This is a genomic window from Streptomyces sp. HUAS 31 (assembly GCF_028198125.1).
Classification (GTDB): domain Bacteria; phylum Actinomycetota; class Actinomycetes; order Streptomycetales; family Streptomycetaceae; genus Streptomyces; species Streptomyces chartreusis.
Window position 1 is genome coordinate 4759080 of record NZ_CP116353.1, and the last position, 19429, is coordinate 4778508.

At 70.3% G+C, this 19429-nt stretch carries 18 protein-coding genes and 1 tRNA gene; 12 read left to right on the top strand and 7 right to left on the bottom strand.

Annotated elements, in window-relative coordinates:
* Positions 1-91: 91 nt before the first annotated feature.
* Positions 92-541, bottom strand: a complete 450-nt coding sequence (locus tag PGH47_RS21075) for an ATP-binding protein (protein ID WP_271664724.1) — start codon at positions 539-541, stop codon at positions 92-94.
* A 269-nt stretch (positions 542-810) separates the two neighbouring features.
* Here PGH47_RS21075 and PGH47_RS21080 point away from each other — a divergent pair, with 269 nt between their 5' ends.
* From PGH47_RS21080 to PGH47_RS21120, 9 genes are all read left to right on the top strand, one after another.
* Positions 811-1650: a hypothetical protein gene (locus PGH47_RS21080; RefSeq protein ID WP_271664725.1), complete on the top strand. Its 840-nt coding sequence runs from the start codon at positions 811-813 to the stop codon at positions 1648-1650.
* Positions 1651-1885: 235 nt separating this feature from the next.
* A complete protein-coding gene (locus PGH47_RS21085) occupies positions 1886-2623 on the top strand; it encodes a YcnI family copper-binding membrane protein (protein WP_271664726.1) in 738 nt (245 codons plus the stop codon).
* A gap of 113 nt (positions 2624-2736) precedes the next feature.
* Positions 2737-3390, top strand: a complete 654-nt coding sequence (locus PGH47_RS21090; protein ID WP_271664727.1) for an SCO family protein — start codon at positions 2737-2739, stop codon at positions 3388-3390.
* On the top strand, positions 3387-3842 hold the full coding sequence (locus PGH47_RS21095; protein WP_271664728.1) for a copper chaperone PCu(A)C: 456 nt from the start codon (positions 3387-3389) through the stop codon (positions 3840-3842). Before PGH47_RS21090 ends, PGH47_RS21095 begins: the two co-directional genes overlap by 4 nt.
* 13 nt (positions 3843-3855) lie before the next feature.
* Complete coding sequence (locus PGH47_RS21100; RefSeq protein ID WP_271664729.1) at positions 3856-5874, top strand: copper resistance CopC/CopD family protein; 2019 nt, start codon at positions 3856-3858, stop codon at positions 5872-5874.
* A gap of 8 nt (positions 5875-5882) precedes the next feature.
* On the top strand, positions 5883-7256 hold the full coding sequence (gene efeB, locus PGH47_RS21105) for an iron uptake transporter deferrochelatase/peroxidase subunit (RefSeq protein WP_271664730.1): 1374 nt from the start codon (positions 5883-5885) through the stop codon (positions 7254-7256).
* A 136-nt stretch (positions 7257-7392) separates the two neighbouring features.
* Positions 7393-8325, top strand: coding sequence for a prephenate dehydratase (gene pheA, locus PGH47_RS21110; protein WP_030949852.1), 933 nt, complete (start codon positions 7393-7395; stop codon positions 8323-8325).
* Between the two features lie 564 nt (positions 8326-8889).
* Complete coding sequence (gene serS, locus PGH47_RS21115; RefSeq protein ID WP_271664731.1) at positions 8890-10167, top strand: serine--tRNA ligase; 1278 nt, start codon at positions 8890-8892, stop codon at positions 10165-10167.
* Entirely contained in the window at positions 10164-10985 is an 822-nt protein-coding gene (locus tag PGH47_RS21120) for an HAD family hydrolase (RefSeq protein ID WP_271664732.1), read from the top strand. Before serS ends, PGH47_RS21120 begins: the two co-directional genes overlap by 4 nt.
* Positions 10986-11072: 87 nt before the next feature.
* Here the strand turns inward: PGH47_RS21120 and PGH47_RS21125 are convergent.
* The 6 genes from PGH47_RS21125 to PGH47_RS21150 form a co-directional block, all read right to left on the bottom strand.
* A tRNA-Ser gene (locus PGH47_RS21125) sits at positions 11073-11157 on the bottom strand.
* 307 nt (positions 11158-11464) lie between these two features.
* Complete coding sequence (locus PGH47_RS21130; protein WP_269639299.1) at positions 11465-11707, bottom strand: SGM_3592 family protein; 243 nt, start codon at positions 11705-11707, stop codon at positions 11465-11467.
* Positions 11708-11844: 137 nt separating this feature from the next.
* Entirely contained in the window at positions 11845-12564 is a 720-nt protein-coding gene (locus tag PGH47_RS21135; protein ID WP_271664733.1) for an ABC transporter permease subunit, read from the bottom strand.
* Positions 12565-12574: 10 nt separating this feature from the next.
* Positions 12575-13486 carry an ABC transporter ATP-binding protein gene (locus PGH47_RS21140; protein WP_107905019.1) on the bottom strand — a complete coding sequence of 304 codons (912 nt, stop codon included), beginning with the start codon at positions 13484-13486 and terminating at the stop codon, positions 12575-12577.
* Entirely contained in the window at positions 13483-14406 is a 924-nt protein-coding gene (locus PGH47_RS21145) for an ABC transporter permease (protein WP_271664734.1), read from the bottom strand. The genes PGH47_RS21140 and PGH47_RS21145 overlap by 4 nt, the downstream gene beginning before the upstream one ends.
* A complete protein-coding gene (locus tag PGH47_RS21150) occupies positions 14396-15379 on the bottom strand; it encodes an ABC transporter ATP-binding protein (RefSeq protein WP_333938205.1) in 984 nt (327 codons plus the stop codon). Before PGH47_RS21150 ends, PGH47_RS21145 begins: the two co-directional genes overlap by 11 nt.
* A gap of 254 nt (positions 15380-15633) precedes the next feature.
* Between PGH47_RS21150 and PGH47_RS21155 the strand changes: the two genes are divergently transcribed.
* From PGH47_RS21155 to PGH47_RS21165, 3 genes are all read left to right on the top strand, one after another.
* Positions 15634-16485 carry a M24 family metallopeptidase gene (locus tag PGH47_RS21155; protein WP_271664736.1) on the top strand — a complete coding sequence of 284 codons (852 nt, stop codon included), beginning with the start codon at positions 15634-15636 and terminating at the stop codon, positions 16483-16485.
* Positions 16486-16493: 8 nt separating this feature from the next.
* Positions 16494-18251, top strand: a complete 1758-nt coding sequence (locus PGH47_RS21160; protein WP_271668112.1) for an SDR family oxidoreductase — start codon at positions 16494-16496, stop codon at positions 18249-18251.
* 241 nt (positions 18252-18492) lie between these two features.
* The gene (locus PGH47_RS21165) at positions 18493-19425 is read left to right on the top strand and encodes a MerR family transcriptional regulator (RefSeq protein WP_271664737.1); all 933 of its coding nucleotides are present in this window, start codon (positions 18493-18495) and stop codon (positions 19423-19425) included.
* Positions 19426-19429: the final 4 nt, after the last annotated feature.

Consider the following 19429-nt stretch of genomic DNA (forward strand, 5'->3'; position numbering starts at 1 on the left):
TAGGGACGCCACCCGTCAAGGGCGTGGGGCGGCGCTGTGCGACGGCTGTGAGAGCCGAGGAAGCAGGGGCCGCCGGGCCGCTGCGCCGGTGCTACACCGCCATCAGCGGAGCGTCCTTGCGCCACTTGAGGATCTTGTCGAAGCTCACCACCGCGCCGCCCCGGTCCGGCTTGTTGCCGATCTGGACGTGGTCGGCGAGCTCGTTGATGAGGCACAGGCCCCTGCCGTCCTCGGCGTCGAAGGACGCCGGGCGCGGGGCGCGAAGGGGCGCGGTGAAACCGGGGCCCGAGTCGGTGACCTCGATGTGGCACTTCTCGCCGTCCAGGTAGGCCGTGACGCGGTACGCCTGCGGCGAGCCGTCGGTCGTGACACCACCGCCGTGTTCGACGGCGTTCGCGCAGGCCTCGCTGAGAGCGACGGAGAGGTCGTACGAGATGTCGGGGTCCACGCCCGCCGTCTCCATGGTGCCGAGCAGCAGGCGCCGGGCGAGGGGAACGCTCGCGGCTTCACGGCGCAGATGGAGTGACCACCAGATGCTCATGCTCCAGCCTCCTGGCCGCGGCTCGACATACCGTTACGTATTGCCGCGAGTGCCCGGCTGTAAGCACATCCTTGACGTGATGCCGCCCATATGGTCGATGCGCCCACGCCGGAATCGGTGTATGTGGTGGCGGCCCACACCAGAAGGCGATCTTCCGGTTTCTATGGGCCCGTATACCCCGTACTTCTCGTTCATCCCCAACCGCCCGTACCTCATCTTGCGGACCTGCCGTATGGCGGTCATAAGGCCAGTGCGATGATGAGCCCGCCATGACTGCCCCCCACGCGCGCACGGCGCGGTCCGGAAGTGATCTCCGGGTCCTGCGGGCCGCGGTGTTCGCCGCGGTCTGCGTCGTGCTGGCCGGGGTCGGGCACGTGCTCGGCTCCTGCGCCACGATTCCGATGTGGACGCTGGGCGCCGGGTTCCTCGGAGTCCTGGTCGTGGCCCTGCCGTTCGCGGGGCGCGAGCGCTCGCTGCCCGGCATCGCGGCGCTGCTCGCGGTCGGCCAGACCGTGCTGCACACGCTGTTCGGGCTGGGCCAGCATGTGACGGTGAGCGCGCCGTCCGCGGCCTCCGGGTCCGGCTCCATGGCCGACGCCGCGCTCGTCGCGCGGGCCGCGCGGCTCGTGTGCGGCACCGCCGCGGCGGCCATCAGCCCGGCCCAGGCCCAGCGCATCCTCACCGACGCGCGGATCGGCCCGGCCACGGGGGCGCATGCCTCGCACCCGTCGGCGGACGGCATGTCCGCGGCCGGTGGCACCGGCCTCAGCACCTCCCTGCTGCCGTCCCTTCCGATGGTGCTCGGCCACGTACTCGCGGCGGTCGTCGCCGGATGGCTGCTGCGGCGCGGGGACCTGGCCCTGCTGCGGATAGTCGAGATGTCCGCGCTGTCGGCGCACTCGGTCGCCGAGGGGGCTTTCGTACGTTCCCTGCGCGGGGCGCTCGCTCTGGTGCGCGCCCTGCGTGCCGGGCTCCCGGGCGCACCCGAGGCGGGCCCGCGCTTCCTGCGCACCGAGTCCCCCGCGCGCCGTGCGCCACGCACCGCCGCTCTCCAGCACACGGTGATCAGGCGCGGCCCGCCGGCCGACGTGCTCGCCCTCGCCGCCTGACACGACGCGACCTTCGCTCCACCTCCGTGGGCTCACTCCGCTTCTCTGGAGTGTGCTTTCACTTCCGTGGGCTCCAGAGGCCGCCGTCGTGCGGCACGCGTGCGTGCGCGAGTTCCCGGTCCAGGGATCTCCCGTCGCCGGACTTCCCGGCTTTCCCGCTGATCGGGCACCACCACGCGCGCGTACTCCTCTTGACCACCGGAACCCGAATCTCACTCACAGTGGAGTGCATCGCATGAAGGCCTCTCGTATCGCCGCCGCAGGCGCCCTCGCCGGCACGGCCGTTCTCGCCCTGTCCGTGCCCGCCTTCGCCCACGTCAGCGTGCAGCCCGAGGGCACCGCCGCAAAGGGCGGTTACGCGGTCGTCGACTTCAAGGTGCCCAACGAACGCGACAACGCCTCGACCACCAAGCTCGAGGTCAGCTTCCCGACCGACCACCCGCTGGCCTCCGCGATGCCGGAAGCCATGGACGGCTGGAAGATCGAGGTCACCAAGTCCAAGCTCGACAAGCCGATCGAGTTGCACGGCGAGAAGATCTCCGAGGCGGTCTCCAAGATCACCTGGACCGCCGACGGCAAGGGCGTCGAGCCGGGCTACTTCCAGAAGTTCCCGGTCTCCATCGGCCAGCTCCCCGAGGACACCGACGAACTCGCCTTCAAGGCGATCCAGACGTACTCCAACAAGGAGGTCGTGCGCTGGATCGAGGTCCCGCAGGAGGGCCAGGAGGAGCCCGAGAACCCGGCTCCGGTGCTCGCGCTGTCCGCCGCCGAGGAGGGCCACCACGGCTCCGCCTCCGCCGACAAGGCCGCCGACTCCGACGACGCCGAGGCCGCCGCCGCGAAGACCGAGGCCGCCGAGCCCGCCGACAGCAGTGACACCACCGCCCGCGTCCTGGGTGTCGTCGGCATCGTCGTCGGCGCGCTGGGCGTGGCGTACGGCGTGCTCGCCGGCCGTCGGCGCACCGACGCCTGACGGCCCTTCCGGGTTCACGGCGCGCACCGGACACCCCTGGTGCGCGCCGGAACCCCCGCCCACGGGCCGACTTGAACAACTAGGACATTTTTCTATGCGTAAGAAGACCTGGCATGCGTAAGAAGACCTTCGCCGCGGCCGCCCTGCTCGCCGCCGCGACCCTGACCCTGACCGCCTGCGGCAACGGTGACGACGACGCCTCGCCCGTGACCGTGGTCTCCGAGGAACCCGGCTCGGACAAGGCGGCCATCGTGCTCGACAAGCCGTTCGAGAAGCCTGACCTGGTGCTCACCGACACGAACGGCAAGAAGTACGACCTCCGCAAGGAGACCCAGGGCAAGCCGACGCTGATCTACTTCGGCTACACCAACTGCCCCGACGTCTGCCCGCTGACGATGAACAACATCGCCGTCGCCAAGAAGCAGCTGCCCAAGGCCGAGCAGGACGAGCTGAACGTCGTGTTCGTCACCACCGACCCGGAGCGCGACACCGCCGCCGCGCTCGGCAAGTGGCTCAAGGGCATCGACTCGCAGGTCGTCGGCCTGACCGGTTCCTTCGACACCATCCAGGCCGGCGCCCGCAGCCTCGGCATCTCCATCGAGGCGCCGCACAAGGACAAGAACGGCAAGACGGTCTCCACCCACGGCACCCAGGTCGTGGCGTTCTCGCCGAAGACCGACGCCGGATACGTCCTCTACACCGAGGACGCGAGCGTCGACGACTACACCAAGGACCTCCCCAAGCTGATCAAGGGAGCGAAGCCGTGAGGCGTGTCGTGGCGCCCGTCGCGGTACTGGCCGGGGCCCTCGTCCTCGCGGGCTGCGGCTCCGGGGACGGCAAGGACTCCGCGGCCGAGGTGTCGGTCAGCGGCGCCTACATGCCGCAGCCCGTCTCCGAGTCCATGGCGGCCGGCTATCTGACGGTCACCAACAAGGGCGGTACGAAGGACGAGTTGACGTCCGTGACCAGCGACGTCGGTGACGTGACCGCCCACGAGACCGTCGACTCCTCGATGCAGGAGGCGAAGGACCTTCCCGTCCCCGCGAACGGTCAACTCGTGTTCAAGAGCGGCGGCAACCATCTGATGTTCGAGAAGCTGAAGCGAAAGCCGATGCAGGGCGAGACGGTGACCGTGAAGCTCCACTTCACCGAGTCCGGCACCGTCACGGTCAAGATGCCGGTGAAGTCGGCGACGTACAACCCGAAGACCGGACACTGAGGGAGAGATCGCCTTGACCCAGACCATCGCACCCCGCGTCCGGACCCTGGTGCTGCTGCTCCTGGCCGCCACCGGCCTGCTCTTCGCCGGTGCCGGGCCGGTCTCCGCGCACGCCGCGGTGACCGGCAGCGCCCCCCAGCAGGGCGCGGTGGTCGACAAGGCCCCGACGCAGGTGTCACTGACCTTCTCCGAGAAGGTCGCCCTGTCCGACGGCTCCGTGCGGGTTCTCGACCCCAAGGGCAAGCGCGTCGACCGCGGCGACCCGGCCAACCTCACCGGCACGACGTACGCCGTGAAGCTCCACGGCGGCCTGCCCGACGGCACGTACACCGTCACCTACCAGGTGGTGTCCGAGGACAGCCATCCCGTCGCCGGCGCCTACACCTTCTCCATCGGCGCGCCCTCCCAGACCACCGTCTCCGTCTCCGGGCAGACCGCGGGCGGCGGAGTCGTCGGCACGCTCTACGGGTTCGGGCGGTATGTGTCGTACGCCGGCTTCATCGTCATGGTCGGCGGCGCCGCCTTCGTGCTCGCCTGCTGGCAGCGCGGGGCGGGCGTGCGGGCTCTTCAGCGGCTCACCGTCGCCGGCTGGCTGGCGCTGACCGCCGCCACGCTCGGACTGCTGCTCCTGCGCGGCTCGTACACCGGCAGCGGCAAGGTCGGCGACGTCTTCGACCTGGACCTGCTCGGGCAGGTGCTCCAGACCAAGACCGGTGCGGCGCTGGTGTCCCGGCTGCTGCTGCTCGCCGCGGCGGCGCTGTTCATCGCGGTGCTGTTCGGGGCGTACGAGAAGCGCGAGGACGAGGAGAAGCGGGACCTGACCTTCGGGCTCGCCGTCGGCGGGGTCGTGGTGTCGGCGGGGCTCGCGGCGAGCTGGGCGATGTCCGAGCACGCCTCGACCGGGCTCCAGGCGGGCATCGCGATGCCGGTCGACATCATCCATCTGCTGGCCGTCGCGGGCTGGCTCGGCGGGCTGGCCGCGCTGCTCGTCGCCCTCTACCGGGCGCCCGCGGACACCCCGGTCGACGCCTTGGCCGTACGCCGGTTCTCGCGTCTGGCGTTCGGCAGTGTGCTCGCGCTGGTCGCGACCGGGATCTACCAGTCGTGGCGGCAGCTCGGTTCGTGGACGGCGTTCACCGACACGCGGTACGGGCAGCTGCTGCTGGTCAAGATCGGGCTCGTCGCCGTGCTGGTGGGGATCGCGTGGGTCTCGCGGCGGTGGACCGGGCGGCTGGCCGAGGCCGTCGTGGTGAAGCCGCGGGAGGGGTCCGACCCGGTCGTGGACGCCGTCGCCGACGTCGACACCGAAGCCGAAGCCGACGCCGACGCCGACGAGAAGGAGCCCGCGCGTGCCGGTGCCTCGGGTTCGGGCTCCGGCTCCGCCGCTGCCGGGAAGGGCGCCGCGGCTTCCGGCAAGAAGGGCGCCGCCGGGTCCGACAAGGCGGACGGCGAATCCGAGCGGGCCGCCCAGCTCGCCCGGCAGCAGGCCGCGATCGACACGGCACGGCGGAAGGAGCGGCGCGACGCCGACCCGAACCGGTTCGGGCTGCGCCGCTCGGTGCTCGCCGAGGCGGGTGTCGCCGTCGTCCTGCTCGCCGTCACCACCATGCTGACGTCGACCGAGCCGGGGCGTACCGAGGAGGAGGCCAAGGCCGCCACCTCGGCCTCGGCGGCGGACGCGTCGTCGGCCGGGGCGCTGACCCTGGACATGTCCTTCGACACCGGCGGCGAGGACGGCAAGGGTGTCGTACGGGTCGACCTCGACCCCGCGCGCGTGGGCGGCAACGAGATGCATGTGTACGTGCAGCGGCCCAACGGCCGTGCCTTCGACATCCCCGAGGTGAAGGTCGCCTTCACCCTTGAGTCCCAGGACATCGGGCCGCTGCCGGTCGTCCCGGACCACATCACCACCGGACACTGGTCGGCGAGCGGGGTGCAGATCCCCATGGCCGGTGAGTGGAAGGTCTCCGTGACCGTGCGGACCTCCGACATCGACCAGACCACCGTCTCCAAGAACGCGCAGATCGGCTGACCCTCACCATGGCTGACCAGTCCATTCCGGAGGCCCGCGCACCGCGGACGCCCAAGGCGGCGTCCAAGGCAGGGTCCAAGTCGGCGCCCGAGGCGGCACCCACGGCGGCGTCCAAGGGCGAGGTGCCACTTAATGACGGCACCGGCGACGACGCCTCCCGCGCGGGAGTTCTCTCGCGTCGGCGGCTGCTCGGGACCGCCGGTGCCACCGGGCTGGTGCTCGGCGCGGCGGGCGGGGCCGTGGGGTACGCCGCCCGGCCCGCCGAGGCGACGCCGCTCGCCTCGCTGGGGGCCGGTCAGGTGATGTTTCACGGGAAACACCAGCCCGGCATCCTCCAGGGGCTCCAGGCACGCGGTCACCTCGTCGCCTTCGACCTGGCGGCGGGCGCGGGCCGCAAGGAGGCGGCTGCGTTGCTGCGCCGCTGGTCGGAGACGGCACGACGGCTGATGGCGGGCGAGGCGGCCCAGCAGGACGACACGGATGTCGCCCGGGACGCCGGACCCTCCTCGCTGACGATCACCTTCGGCTTCGGGTTCGGCTTCTTCGCGCGGACCGGCCTGGAGAAGCAGCGGCCCGTCGCCCTGGACCCGCTGCCCGACTTCTCCTCCGACCAGCTCGACAAGGCGCGCAGCAACGGCGACCTGTGGGTGCAGATCGGTGCCGATGACGCGTTGGTCGCCTTCCACGCCCTGCGCGCGATCCAGAAGGACGCGGGCAGGGCCGCCAAGGTGCGCTGGCAGATGAACGGCTTCAACCGCTCGCCGGGCGCGACCTCGTCCCCCATGACGGCCCGCAATCTGATGGGCCAGATGGACGGCACGCGCAATCCCAAGCCGGCCGACGCCGACTTCGACCGGCGGATCTTCGTGCCGCAGTCCGGCTCGAAGGACCCCGCCTGGATGGCGAACGGCTCCTACGCCGTCGTACGCCGTATCCGCATGCTCCTCGACGACTGGGAGCAGCTCTCGGTCAAGGCGCAGGAGGAGGTCATCGGGCGCCGCAAGTCCGACGGGGCGCCGCTGTCCGGCGGCACCGAGACGACCGAGATGGACCTGGAGAAGACGGACAAGGCGGGGAATCCGGTGGTCCCCATCAACGCCCATGCCCGTATCACCCGGCCCGACCAGAACGGCGGGGCGGCGATGCTGCGGCGCCCGTTCTCGTACCACGACGGCATCGGCGCGGACGGCGTGCCCGACGCGGGTCTGCTCTTCGTGTGCTGGCAGGCCGACCCGCTGCGCGGCTTCGTCACCGTCCAGCGCAAGCTCGACCGGGGCGACGCCCTGTCGAAGTACATCCGCCACGAGTCCAGCGGCCTGTTCGCGGTGCCCGGCGGCGCGGCGGAGGGCGAGTACGTGGGGCAGCGCCTGCTGGAGGGCTGACAGCGGCGGAGGTCGTACGGGTTCGGCACAGTCGTACGACAGCGGGGTCGGTCGTACGAGAGTGAGGTCGCCCTCAGGGGTGGTGCGGGGCCAAGAGGCGTGCGCCGGGTTTCACTAGGCCCATTAGGGTGAGGTCATGCCAGCGAGCTATGCCTATCTCGGCCCCGAGGGCACCTTCACCGAGGCCGCCCTGCGCACGCTTCCCGAGGCCGCGACCCGGGAACTGATCCCCTACGTGTCCGTGCAGTCCGCGCTGGACGCGGTGCGCGTCGGCGAGGCCGAGGCCGCGTTCGTACCGATCGAGAACTCCGTCGAGGGCGGCATCACGACCACGCTCGACGAGCTGGTCGCGGGCGCGCCGCTGATGATCTACCGCGAGGTGCTGCTGTCGATCACCTTCGCGCTGCTGGTCCGGCCGGGCACGAAGCTCTCGGACATCAAGACGGTCTCCGCGCACCCGGCCGCCCAGCCCCAGGTGCGCAACTGGCTCAAGAACAACCTCCCCGACGCCCACTGGGAGTCGGCCGCGTCCAACGCGGACGCCGCCCGTCTGGTCCAGGAGGGCCAGTACGACGCGGCCTTCGCCGGTGAGTTCGCCGCCGCGCTGTACGGCCTGGAGGCCCTGGAGACCGGGATCCACGACGCGGAGAACGCCCAGACCCGGTTCGTGCTGGTGGGCCGGCCCGCACGGCCCGCCGCTCCGTCCGGTGCGGACAAGACGTCCGTCGTGCTGTGGCAGCGCGACGACCATCCCGGTGGACTGCGTGACCTTCTGGGCGAGTTCGCCACGCGTGGCATCAACCTGATGCTGCTCCAGTCCCGGCCGACGGGCGCGGGCATCGGCAACTACTGCTTCTGCATCGACGCCGAGGGCCACATCTCCGACCGCCGGGTGGCCGAGGCGCTCATGGGGCTCAAGCGGATCTGCCTGGAGGTGCGCTTCCTGGGCTCGTACCCGCGTGCGGACATCAAGCCCGGGGACGCGGAGCAGCCGCGCCTCGGGACGTCGGACGAGGCGTTCGTGTCGGCGGCGGACTGGGTGGCGCGCTGCCAGGACGGGCGGTTCTGAGCGGTTCCCCCGCTGCTCCGGGGCCGCTTCCGTGCGGGTTTCCAGCCGGTACTACCAGCCGATTATCGTTATCCACAGGGGTTATCCACAGGCACTCATCTCGACCTGGGGACAAGTCGATAAGCGAGGGTGGGTCTGTCGATAAATCGGCCTCCAGGCCGTCCCGGAGTCCACCGGAAGGCAAGTCACCCTTCGTCCACTCTTTTCCTTTGGGCAATCCTTTGGGGCGACCGTTTTCCACTCGAAAGTGCGGGTGGGGAGGGTTTGTCCTGGGAATCCTCGACTTGATCATCGAGTTACGGAGTGATCAATTCCGGCATCCACAGTTCATCCACACAGCCTGTGGATAACTCTTCGGAGGTTGGGGATCCCTGTGGACAACCAAGGCCCAAGTCCCCTTCCCCGCAAGGGATTCGAGTCAACCGGGGACCTTGCGCCTTACCCGTTCCAGGGAGTGAGACGCCTTTTATTGACACGCCTCGCAATTCCCCTATAACGGAACGTAAGCCGCGGTTCGGAATAGCGGGTCGTGGGCTGTCACCCCGCCCCGGTAGCCTTGAGCGCGTGATTGACCTTCGCCTGCTTCGTGAGGACCCCGACCGAGTGCGCGCCTCGCAGCGCGCCCGTGGAGAGGACGTCGCGCTCGTCGACGCCCTCCTGTCTGCCGACGAGCGGCGCAGGTCGTCCGGCGTCCGCTTCGACGAGCTGCGTTCCGAGCAGAAGTCGCTCGGCAAGCTCATCCCCAAGGCCTCTCCCGAGGAGCGCGCCGAGCTCCTGAAGAAGGCGGAGCAGCTCAAGGCCGACGTCAAGGCCGCCGAGGCCGCGCAGAACGACGCCGACGAGGAGACCAAGCGCCTCGCGGCGCAGCTCGGCAACCTCGTCCACCCCGACGTCCCCGTGGGCGGCGAGGAGGACTTCGTCGTCCTGGAGACGCACGGCACCATCCGCGACTTCGGCGCCGAGGGCTTCGAGCCCAAGGACCACCTGGAGCTCGGCGAGGCGCTGGGCGCCATCGACGTCGAGCGCGGCGCCAAGGTGTCCGGCTCCCGCTTCTACTACCTCACCGGCATCGGCGCCCTGCTGGAGCTGGCGCTGGTCAACGCGGCGATCGCGCAGGCCACCGAGGCCGGCTTCATCCCGATGCTCACCCCCGCGCTGGTCCGCCCGCGCGCCATGGAGGGCACCGGCTTCCTCGGCCAGGCCGCGGAGAACGTGTACCACCTGGAGAAGGACGACTACTACCTGGTCGGCACCTCCGAGGTCCCGCTCGCCGCGTACCACATGGACGAGATCCTCGACGCGGACAAGCTGCCGCTGCGCTACGCCGGTTTCTCGCCGTGTTTCCGCCGCGAGGCCGGCACGTACGGCAAGGACACCCGCGGCATCTTCCGCGTGCACCAGTTCGACAAGGTCGAGATGTTCTCCTATGTCGCCCCCGAGGACGCGGAGAACGAGCACAAGCGGCTCCTGGAGTGGGAGAAGCAGTGGCTCACCGGCCTGGAGCTGCCCTTCCAGGTCATCGACGTGGCCTCGGGCGACCTGGGCGCGTCGGCCTCCCGCAAGTACGACTGCGAGGCGTGGATCCCGACCCAGGGCAAGTACCGCGAGCTGACCTCGGCGTCCAACTGCGACGGCTTCCAGGCGCGCCGGCTGTCCGTGCGCATGCGCGACGGCAAGAAGGTCCAGCCGCTGGCGACTCTGAACGGCACGCTGTGCGCCGTACCGCGCACCATCGTGGCGATCCTGGAGAACCACCAGCAGGCCGACGGCTCCGTCCGGGTGCCCGAGATGCTGCGCCCGTACCTGGGCGGCCGTGAGGTCCTGGAACCGGTCTCGAAGTGAGCACTGCGTCCGTCTCCGGGGCCTTCCCCTACCGGCTGATCGCGACCGACCTCGACGGAACGCTCCTGCGCTCCGACGAGTCGGTCTCCCGGCGCACCCGTGACGCCCTCGCCGCGGCCACTCAGGCCGGTGCCGCGCACATCGTCGTCACCGGCCGCGCCGTCCCCTGGACCCGGCACATCCTCGACGACCTCGGCTACCACGGCCTCGCCGTGTGCGGCCAGGGAGCGCAGGTGTACGACGCCGGGGAGCACCGCCTGCTGACGTCGGTGACCCTGGACCGGCAGTTGGCGGGGGTCGCCCTCGCGAAGATCGAGGCCGAGGTCGGGCCGCTGTATCTGGCGGCGAGCCGGGACGGGCTGGAGGGCGCTGTCATCGCGGGGCCGGGGTACACGCTCACCGGCAACCTTCCCGCGACGCCGTTCACGGACGTGGCCGATCTGTGGGCCGCCCCGCTGAACAAGATCTACATACAGCATCCGGAGCTGTCGGACGACGCGCTGGCGGAGGCGGCCCGGCAGGCCGCGGGCGGATTCGTGAACGTCGCGATGGCCGGTGCCGGCATCGTGGAACTGCTCCCGCTGGGCCTGTCGAAGGCGACGGGGCTGTCCCTGGCCGCGCGTCGGCTGGGCCTGAAGGCCGCCGACACGATCGCGTTCGGCGACATGCCGAACGACGTGCCGATGTTCGGCTGGGCGGCTCACAGCGTGGCCATGGCCAACGCCCACGAGGAGCTCAAGGCAGTGGCCGACGAGGTGACGTCCTCCAATGAGGAGGACGGGATCGCGGTGGTGCTGGAGCGTCTGCTGGGCGCCTAGTGGCGGCCTGCGCGCGGCCCGAGGCGGGGTCACTTCTCGGCGGGCCCGCTCACTGCACGACGGCTCAGCCTCAGTGGCGACGTATTGCGGAGGATGCACGGATCGAACGTGCGCGGGGGTGACCCCGACCTTGGCTTAGCAAGCCAGTGCCTTACCACTCGGCCAATCCTCCGGGTGGGCGGCCCACGCGAGAGCGACATCGCGTGCTCGAAGCGGCCGCCCCGGGCAGCTCCCCGTGCGATTCGGACTCTACGGAGGAGTAGGGATTACCCCGGAGTCCGCCGCCGGCTGCCCTGACGGGAGCTGGACGTACTGCCGTGCATGGACATCGTCCGGCTCCTCTCCCAGAACGTGGCGCCGGACTCACCGTCCGGCGATGTGGACATAACCACTGTGCCTGTAGGCCGAGTTGGGCGCCACCGAATAAAGGGCCCCGGAACGGCGCCTCACGCCCCCTCACCTGCGGCGCCTCACGCCCCTTACCTGCGGCGCCACTTGCGTCGTCGCGCCTTGCTGAAGAACCACCCCGCGGGCGGTTCGTCGGAGCGCCACGGCTGCGGTTCGGGCTCCTCGCGGCGCCAGCGCTCGGCCAGCATCCGGGCCCGGGCGGAGGGTTCCGCGGTCTCGGCGGCGCGGATGAAGTCGTCGTCCAGGACCAGGTCGTCCCAGGTGTCGTCCCCGGACTGTTCGCGATCCTCGTGCGGTGACCTGCCGGCTGCCATCCCCGTCCTCCAGTTCGTGCAGTGCACCCCGTTCGCCCAGTGTGCCCGGACACGGGTGAAGCCTCCGTCAAGAGCGGGCCCGCTCGGGGGCCCGCTCCTTCAGGCCCCGTTTCCTCTCCCTGCGTCTCTCCGGCCGCTCACTCCTCGCCGGCGAGCGTCAGCGACCGCAGCTTCTGGCCCGCGTACCAGGTCGCGAGCACGGTGACCACCGCGAGCAGCACCGTGGCCGTCGTCAGACCGACGTCGGACGTGACCATGTCCCCGCCGGCGACCTTCTGCGCGACCGCCAGGGACCACTGCTGGACGCTGAGGGTGCGCGCGCCCTCGACCAGGGAGCCGAAAAGGGCCTCCCAGACGAGCGCGTAGACCAGACCGAAGACCACCGCGTGCCGCGACACCGTGCCCAGCAGCAGGAAGATCGCGGCGTAGGCGATGGAGGCGACCAGCGCGGCGACCGTGTAGGCGACGGCGATCTGCTGGCCGTTGCCGTTGAGGATGTAGCCGGCGATGAAGGTGGGCAGCGCCGAGAACACCATCGTCACGGCGATCGCCACGATCAGCTTGGTGAAGATGATCGTCGGGCGCTTGAGCGGCTTGGACAGCAGGTACACCACCGAGCCGTCGTCGATCTCCGGCCCGATCGCACCGGTGCCGGTGATGACGCCGATGATCGGCACCATGGTGGCCAGCGCCAGCCCGCCGAGCAGGTCGGACGCGGTCTGGTCGTCGGCTCCGGCGAGCGCGCGCACCACGATCGAGATCGCGATGAGCAGCAGGGGCAGCGCGCCCAGGATGAGGGCCCGGCGGCGGCCGAGCAGGGCTCGATAGGTGAGCCTGGCGACTGTGGGGTCGTACATCTTCGGCCTCCTACGCCGCGACGAGATACGAGAAGACGGACTCGAGGGACTCGTCGGACGGCGAGACCGTGAGCAGGCGGATGCCGTGGTCGCGCGCCACCCTCGGCAGCAGCGTGGTGAAGCGGCCGAAGTCGACGGCCTGGATGTGCAGCGCGCCCTCGGCCAGGTCGACCTCGATGCCGGACGTCGACGGGTCGGCGATCAGCGCGGCCGCGAGGGTGCGGTCGTCACTGGAGCGCACCAGGTAGCGGTGCGGGCGGTCGGTCATCAGGCGGCGGATCTTGCGGAAGTCACCGCTGGCCGCATGCCGTCCGGCGACCACGACCTCGATGTGCCGGGCGAGTTGCTCGACCTCCTCGAGGATGTGGGAGGAGAACAGCACCGTGCGGCCCTCGTCGCCCATCCTGCGCAGCAGGTCCATCAACTGCATGCGCTGGCGCGGGTCCATGCCGTTGAAGGGCTCGTCGAGCAGCAGCAGCGAGGGGTTGTGCACCAGGGCGCTCGCCATCTTCACGCGCTGGCGCATGCCCTTGGAGTACGTCTGGATCTTGCGGTCCTGCGCGTACTCCATCTCGACCGTGGCCAGCGCCTTCTGGGCCGCCTTGTCGCCCAGTCCGTGCAACTCGGCGTTGGCGACGACGAATTCGCGGCCGGTGAGGAAGTCGTACATCGCCTCGCGCTCGGGGACGATGCCGATGTGCTTGTAGATCGACTCGTTGCGCCACACCTGCTGTCCGTCGAGGGTGACGGTGCCGGTGGAGGGGGCGAGGAAGCCGCCCATCATGTTGATGAGGGTGGACTTTCCGGCGCCGTTGGGGCCGAGGAGGCCGGTGACGCCGGGACCGATCGTCATGGTGATGTCGTTGACGGCGACCACGTTGCCGAACCAGCGGGAGACGTGGTCGATCTGGAGCGTGGTCACAGTCCCACCTTCTTGTAGCGGCGCATCAGGAGGCCGTAGCAGGCGGCGATCAGGCCCAGGCTGACGAGGACGTACACGACGCCTTCGCCATTGCTCGGGCCCACCCCGCCGGGGAAGGCGGAGGTCGCGCCGAGGAAGGCGGACTGCACACCGTCGATGAGCGTGACCGGCGAGAAGAGGCCGATCCAGGCGATGGCGCCGGAGCCGCCCTCGCCGTCGATGGACTGTGCGTCGGCGATGGCCTGGAGCGTGGAGACGGCTCCGTAGGAGATGGTCATCACGGCGATCACGGCGGCGATGCCGAAGCCGCGGCGAGGCGTGACGGACGCGATGACCAGGCCGATGCCGGCGAACAGCAGTGAGAGCAGTGTCACGGAGACGAGTCCCTGCGCGAATCCCTTGGTCTGGTCGGCGAAGTCCAGCTTGGCCAGCAGCGCGCCCACGTAGAGCACCAGCAGGGGAGCCGCGGTGAGGATGAACAGTGCGGAGGCCAGCGCCGCGAACTTCGCCCGGACGTAGTCGGCGGTCTCGATCGGCCGCGAGAAGTACAGCGGCACGGTCTTGAAGCGCAGGTCGCGGGAGACGGACTGGGGTGCCTGCGAGGCGACGTACAGGCTGATCACGGCCTGCATGATGATCGCGTAGCGCGTGTAGTCGACGGGCAGGTCCTTGGCCTTCGTGGCGACCGCGACGGCGACCATGATGGCCGCGGGCACGCACATCACCACGAACAGCAGCATCGGCAGCACCTTGGACTTCACCGAGCGGCCGAGGCCGTAGGCGCCGCGCAGGGACTGCGAGTACAGCGAGCGGGTCGCGTAGGAGCGGCCGAGGCGGGGGCCGTCGTAGTTGCGGTAGCCGATGTTGTGGATCCGGGTCTGGTCACCCGTCTTCGCGGCTACGGGGTGCTCAATTGCCATGGCCGACGGCCTCCTTCCGCTGTTCGCCGGTGGCGGTGCTCTGCTCGCCGTCGGTGAAGACCTCCGAGATGTGGTGCCGGCGCTGTTCCATGCGCACCAGGCCGAGGCCGAGGTCGGCGACCACGTCACGCACCAGGTCGTAGGTCTCCTCGCCCTGCGCGGTGAGCAGCAGGATGTGGCCGGCGCCGGGGAGGCCGCCGCTGCCGTCGTGGACGTCCACCCCGCGCGCGTGGAGCGCGTCGCGCACCGCGCGGGTGCCGTCCGGGTGGTCGTCGCTGTCGGTGACCTCGATGGCGAGGGTCGTCGTGGTCTGGGTGAAGTCGGTGGTGGAGCTGGACCGCAGGAGCTTGCCGCCGTCGATGACGACGACGTGGTCGCAGGTGCGCTCCAGCTCGCCCAGCAGGTGCGAGGTGACCAGGACCGAGATGCCGAAGTCGGTGTGGATGCGCCGGATCAGGCCGAGCATCTCGTCCCGGCCGACCGGGTCGAGGCCGTTGGTCGGCTCGTCCAGGAAGACAAGCTGCGGATCGTGCACCAGGGCCTGCGCCAGCTTCACGCGCTGCTTCATGCCGGTCGAGTAGCCGCCGATGGGGCGGTAGCGCTCCTCGTACAGGCCGACGTGGCGCAGCGTGTCCGCGGTGCGCTCGCGCGCGGCGGTGGGCGGCAGTCCGGACATCCGGGCCATGTGCACGACGAACTCGGTGGCCGAGACGTCGGGCGGCAGGCAGTCGTGCTCCGGCATGTACCCGACCCGCTCACGGATGGCGCCGCCCTTGGTGGCGACGTCGAGTCCGAGCACTTCGGCACGGCCCTCGGTGGCGGGGGACAGACCCAGCAGGATCTTGATCATGGTGGACTTGCCGGTTCCATTGGCTCCGACGAGTCCGGTCACCCCGGGCCCGATGTCCATGGTCAGCCGGTCAAGCGCGGTCACCCTCGGGAACCGCTTGCTCAGGCTTTCGGTCGCGATCACAGTCACACCACGAAGGTAGTGACACGGGCCACGCCGGACGTCACCCCGCAGAGCTGTCTTGAAGTCAACCTCCAGGACTACGGGGCCCTAGGGGTCACCCTGAAGTCCAACAACGCCGCCCCGGTTTTCCACATCATGGGGGTTTTCCACAGCCTTCGGCAGCCCTATTGACGCAGCCTCTAACAACTGTCACATTCACCGGTGTCAAGTTACGGACACGTACCGCAGTCGGTGTGGACAGGTGGGGCGGTGGCATGACTACGGCGGTTTCGGACGGGCGACCGGTGGCGTCCGCGGAGTTGCAGGGGTTCAGAAGGGTCCAGCGGCTGGCGTACGAGTGCGCGGAGGCCGTCGCGGCGCGGCTGGAGCCGGGCATCACCGAGCGCGAGGCGGCGCGCATGCAGCGGGAGTGGCTGCGTGAGCGCGGCGTCCGCGACTGGTTCCATCTGCCCTTCGCCTGGTTCGGGGACCGCACGGCGTTCGTGAACTTCCGGATCCCGCTGCAGTTCTTCCCCACCAACCGCCGTCTGGAGCCCGGGATGCCGTTCATCCTGGACATGGCCCCGGTGTACGAGGGCTGCACCGCCGACATCGGCTACTCCGGCTCGCTCGGCATCAACCCGGTCCAGGACAAGCTGATGGCCGACCTGGAGGCGCACCGGGAGCTGATCCTGCGCGAGGTGCGCGAACGACGGCCGCTGCGGGAGATCTACGAGGACGTGGACCGGCTCATGGTCCGCCAGGGCTACGCCAACCGGCACCGCGCCTACCCCTTCGGCGTGATCGCGCACAAGGTCGACCGGGTCACGGAACGCCGCTGGTCGGCGCATGTGTTCGGGTTCGGCACCCAGTCCCTGAAGGGCCTGGCGAGCGACGCGCTGCACGGTCACCGCGAGGGCTGGTCCCCGCTGTGGTCGCCGTACCGCTTCTCCGACCACCCGCCGCAGCCGGGCCTGTGGGCGGTCGAACCCCACCTCGGTTTCCGGGGCACGGGCGCGAAGTTCGAGGAGATCCTGGTCGTCACCGACTCCGCGGACCCCGAGGAGAGCGCCTTCTGGCTGGACGACGATCTGCCGCACGTGCGGCGCTGGGCGGAGGAGAAGTGACGGTGCCGTTGACTCTTCAGAGCGCGCGCGAGCGTGTCGTACGGACCGGCGGCGTCGAGCTGTGCGTCGCCGAACTGGGCGACCCGGGGCAGCCGACGGTGATCCTGGTGCACGGCTACCCGGACAGCAAGGAGGTGTGGTCCGAGGTCGCCCCGCGGCTGGCCGACCGCTTCCATGTCGTCCTGTACGACGTCCGCGGCCACGGCCGGTCCACGCCGCCGCGGCCGCTGCGCGGCGGGTTCACGCTGGAGAAGCTGACGGACGACTTCCTCGCCGTCGCGGACGCGGTCAGCCCGGACCGGCCCGTGCACCTGGTCGGGCACGACTGGGGCTCGGTGCAGTCCTGGGAGTTCGCCACGGTCAAGCGCACCGAGGGCCGGATCGCCTCCTTCACCTCGATGTCGGGGCCGTCCCTGGACCACTTCGGCCACTGGATCAACCAGCGCGTCAAGCGCCCCACCCCGCGCCGCGTCGGCCAGCTGCTCGGCCAGGGCGCCAAGTCCTGGTACGTGTACCTGCTGCACACGCCCGTGCTGCCGGAGCTGGCCTGGCGCGGCCCTCTCGGCAAGCGCTGGCCGCGCATCCTGGAGCGCGTGGAGCAGGTCCCGAGCGGTGACTACCCGACCCCGTCGCTGCCGACGGACGCGGCACGCGGGGCATGGCTGTACCGCGACAACGTACGGCCCCGGTTGAGCCGACCGCGTCAGGACGCGTACGCGCACGCGCCCGTGCAGCTCATCACGCCCCTCGGGGATGCCTTCCTGTCGGAGAAGCTCTACGACGACCTGGAGCTGTGGGTTCCGCAGCTGACCCGGCGCACGCTGTCGGCGAAGCACTGGATACCGCGCACCCGGCCCGACCAACTGGTCTCCTGGATCACGGAGTTCGTGACGTCCGTCGAGGGCGGGCGGCCGGCGGCCGTGACCGCGACCGGGAAGTACGCCGACCGCTTCGGCGGGCAGCTCGTGCTGGTCACCGGCGCGGGCAGCGGCATCGGGCGGGCGACGGCGTACGCGTTCGCCGAGGCCGGCGCGCGTGTGGTGGCCGTCGACCGGGACGCGGAGTCCGCGGGTCGCACCGCCGAGATGTCCCGGCTGATCGGGGCGCCCGAGGCGTGGGCGGAGACGGTCGACGTCTCCGACGAGCAGGCCATGGAGAAACTCGCCGCGCGGGTGGCCGCCGAGTACGGCGTGGTGGACGTGCTGGTGAACAACGCCGGGATCGGTCTGTCGGGGTCCTTCTTCGACACCACTCCCGAGGACTGGAAGAAGGTCCTCGACGTCAATCTGTGGGGCGTCATCCACGGCTGCCGGCTCTTCGGCAAGCAGATGGCCGAGCGCGGGCAGGGCGGCCACATCGTCAACACCGCGTCGGCGGCGGCCTTCCAGCCCTCCAAGGCGCTGCCCGCGTACAGCACCTCCAAGGCGGCCGTGCTGATGCTGAGCGAGTGTCTGCGCGCGGAACTGGCGGGGCAGGGCATCGGGGTCACGGCGATATGCCCGGGCCTGGTCAACACCAACATCACCTCGACCGCGCACTTCGCCGGCGTCGACGCCGAGGAGGAGAAGCGGCGCCAGAAGAGGTCCGCGCGGCTGTACGGGCTGCGGAACTATCCGCCGGAGAAGGTCGCCGACGCGATCCTGCGGGCGGTGGTGCGCGGCGAGGCCGTCGTGCCGGTGACGCCGGAGGCGCGCGGGGCGTATCTGATGTCGCGGTTCACACCGAGGGCGCTGCGCAGGATCGCGCGGCTCGAACCGCCGTTGTGAGTCCTGGGGGGTGCCGGAACTGTGCGCGGGGGTTGAGGGGTTCGCGGGGGAGCGGCGGGGCGTCGGGCCTTTCTCGACGGGGCTGTTGAGCTTGGCCGGGCCTGCCGGGAAGGGCTGTTGAGCTGGACCGGGTCTGCCCGGAGAGGCCGTTGAGCTGGATCGGGTACTCCCCGAGAGGGCTGTTGAGCTGGGCGGGAGGGTCGGTGCGGTGGCCCTCGGATGCGGGCGGAGGTGGACCGGCGTGGACAAGATCTACCGGATCGAGGATCTGGCGCACCTCAGTGGTGCCACCGTCCGCACCATCCGCGCCTACCAGGACCGGGGCCTGCTCCCCCGCCCCGAGCGCCGGGGCCGCGCCAACCTCTACTCCGACGCCCATCTCGTCCGGCTGCGCCAGATCGCCGATCTCCTCGACCGCGGCTACACCCTGGCCTCCATCAAGGAGCTCCTGGAGGCCTGGGACGCCGGCCGCGGCCTCGGCGGAGTGCTCGGGCTGGCCGCCGAGGTGGACGGGCCGTGGAGCGACGAGGAGGCGGTGCGGATCTCCCGCGCCGAGTTGAACGAGCGCTTCGGCGGCGCTCCGGACGACGCGGCCGTGACCGACGCCGTGGAGCTCGGCGTCCTGGAGCCGGTCCCCGGTGACGAGGACTCGTTCGTCGTGCCGAGCCCCCAAGAGCTGGCCGTGGCAGTCGAGTTGTATGCCGCGGGCGTGCCCCTTTCCGCGATCTCGGGCCACCTGAGGGAGTTGAGGGGTCAGGTCGAGCACATCGCGTCCCGTTTCCTTGAGTTCACCACCGAGCACGTCTTCGCCCGCTACCTCGACGGACCGCACCGTCCGACGGAGGCAGAGGCAGCCGAAGCGGCCTCACTCGTACGACGGCTGCGCCCGCTCGCGCAGCACACGGTGGACGCGGAACTCGCCCGTGCGATGCGTCTGTTGGCGGGGCGGCACCTGCGGCAGCACCTGGGGGCGGGCGAAGAACCGGACACTCGGAAAATTGATCGAAATGTGGCGATTCCGGCGGAGACAATGCGGGCCGTGGAAGCCCTGGTTGGTCCGGAGCAGGCCGCGGAGTTCATCACACTGGCCGCCGAACGCGAGGTTCGGGCAAGATCCTTGGACCGACTCACCGCAAATCACGGCCCATCAGGTGATCTTGACGAAACCCCTTGAAGTG

Coding starts and splice junctions, on each gene's coding strand:
- PGH47_RS21155 (WP_271664736.1), top strand. CDS start 15,634: ATGACTACGGCGGTTTCGGACGGGCGACCGGTGGCGTCCGCGGAGTTG.
- PGH47_RS21080 (WP_271664725.1), top strand. CDS start 811: ATGACTGCCCCCCACGCGCGCACGGCGCGGTCCGGAAGTGATCTCCGG.
- PGH47_RS21145 (WP_271664734.1), bottom strand. CDS start 14,406: ATGGCAATTGAGCACCCCGTAGCCGCGAAGACGGGTGACCAGACCCGG.
- PGH47_RS21075 (WP_271664724.1), bottom strand. CDS start 541: ATGAGCATCTGGTGGTCACTCCATCTGCGCCGTGAAGCCGCGAGCGTT.
- PGH47_RS21130 (WP_269639299.1), bottom strand. CDS start 11,707: ATGGCAGCCGGCAGGTCACCGCACGAGGATCGCGAACAGTCCGGGGAC.
- PGH47_RS21085 (WP_271664726.1), top strand. CDS start 1,886: ATGAAGGCCTCTCGTATCGCCGCCGCAGGCGCCCTCGCCGGCACGGCC.
- efeB (WP_271664730.1), top strand. CDS start 5,883: ATGGCTGACCAGTCCATTCCGGAGGCCCGCGCACCGCGGACGCCCAAG.
- pheA (WP_030949852.1), top strand. CDS start 7,393: ATGCCAGCGAGCTATGCCTATCTCGGCCCCGAGGGCACCTTCACCGAG.
- PGH47_RS21090 (WP_271664727.1), top strand. CDS start 2,737: ATGCGTAAGAAGACCTTCGCCGCGGCCGCCCTGCTCGCCGCCGCGACC.
- PGH47_RS21135 (WP_271664733.1), bottom strand. CDS start 12,564: ATGTACGACCCCACAGTCGCCAGGCTCACCTATCGAGCCCTGCTCGGC.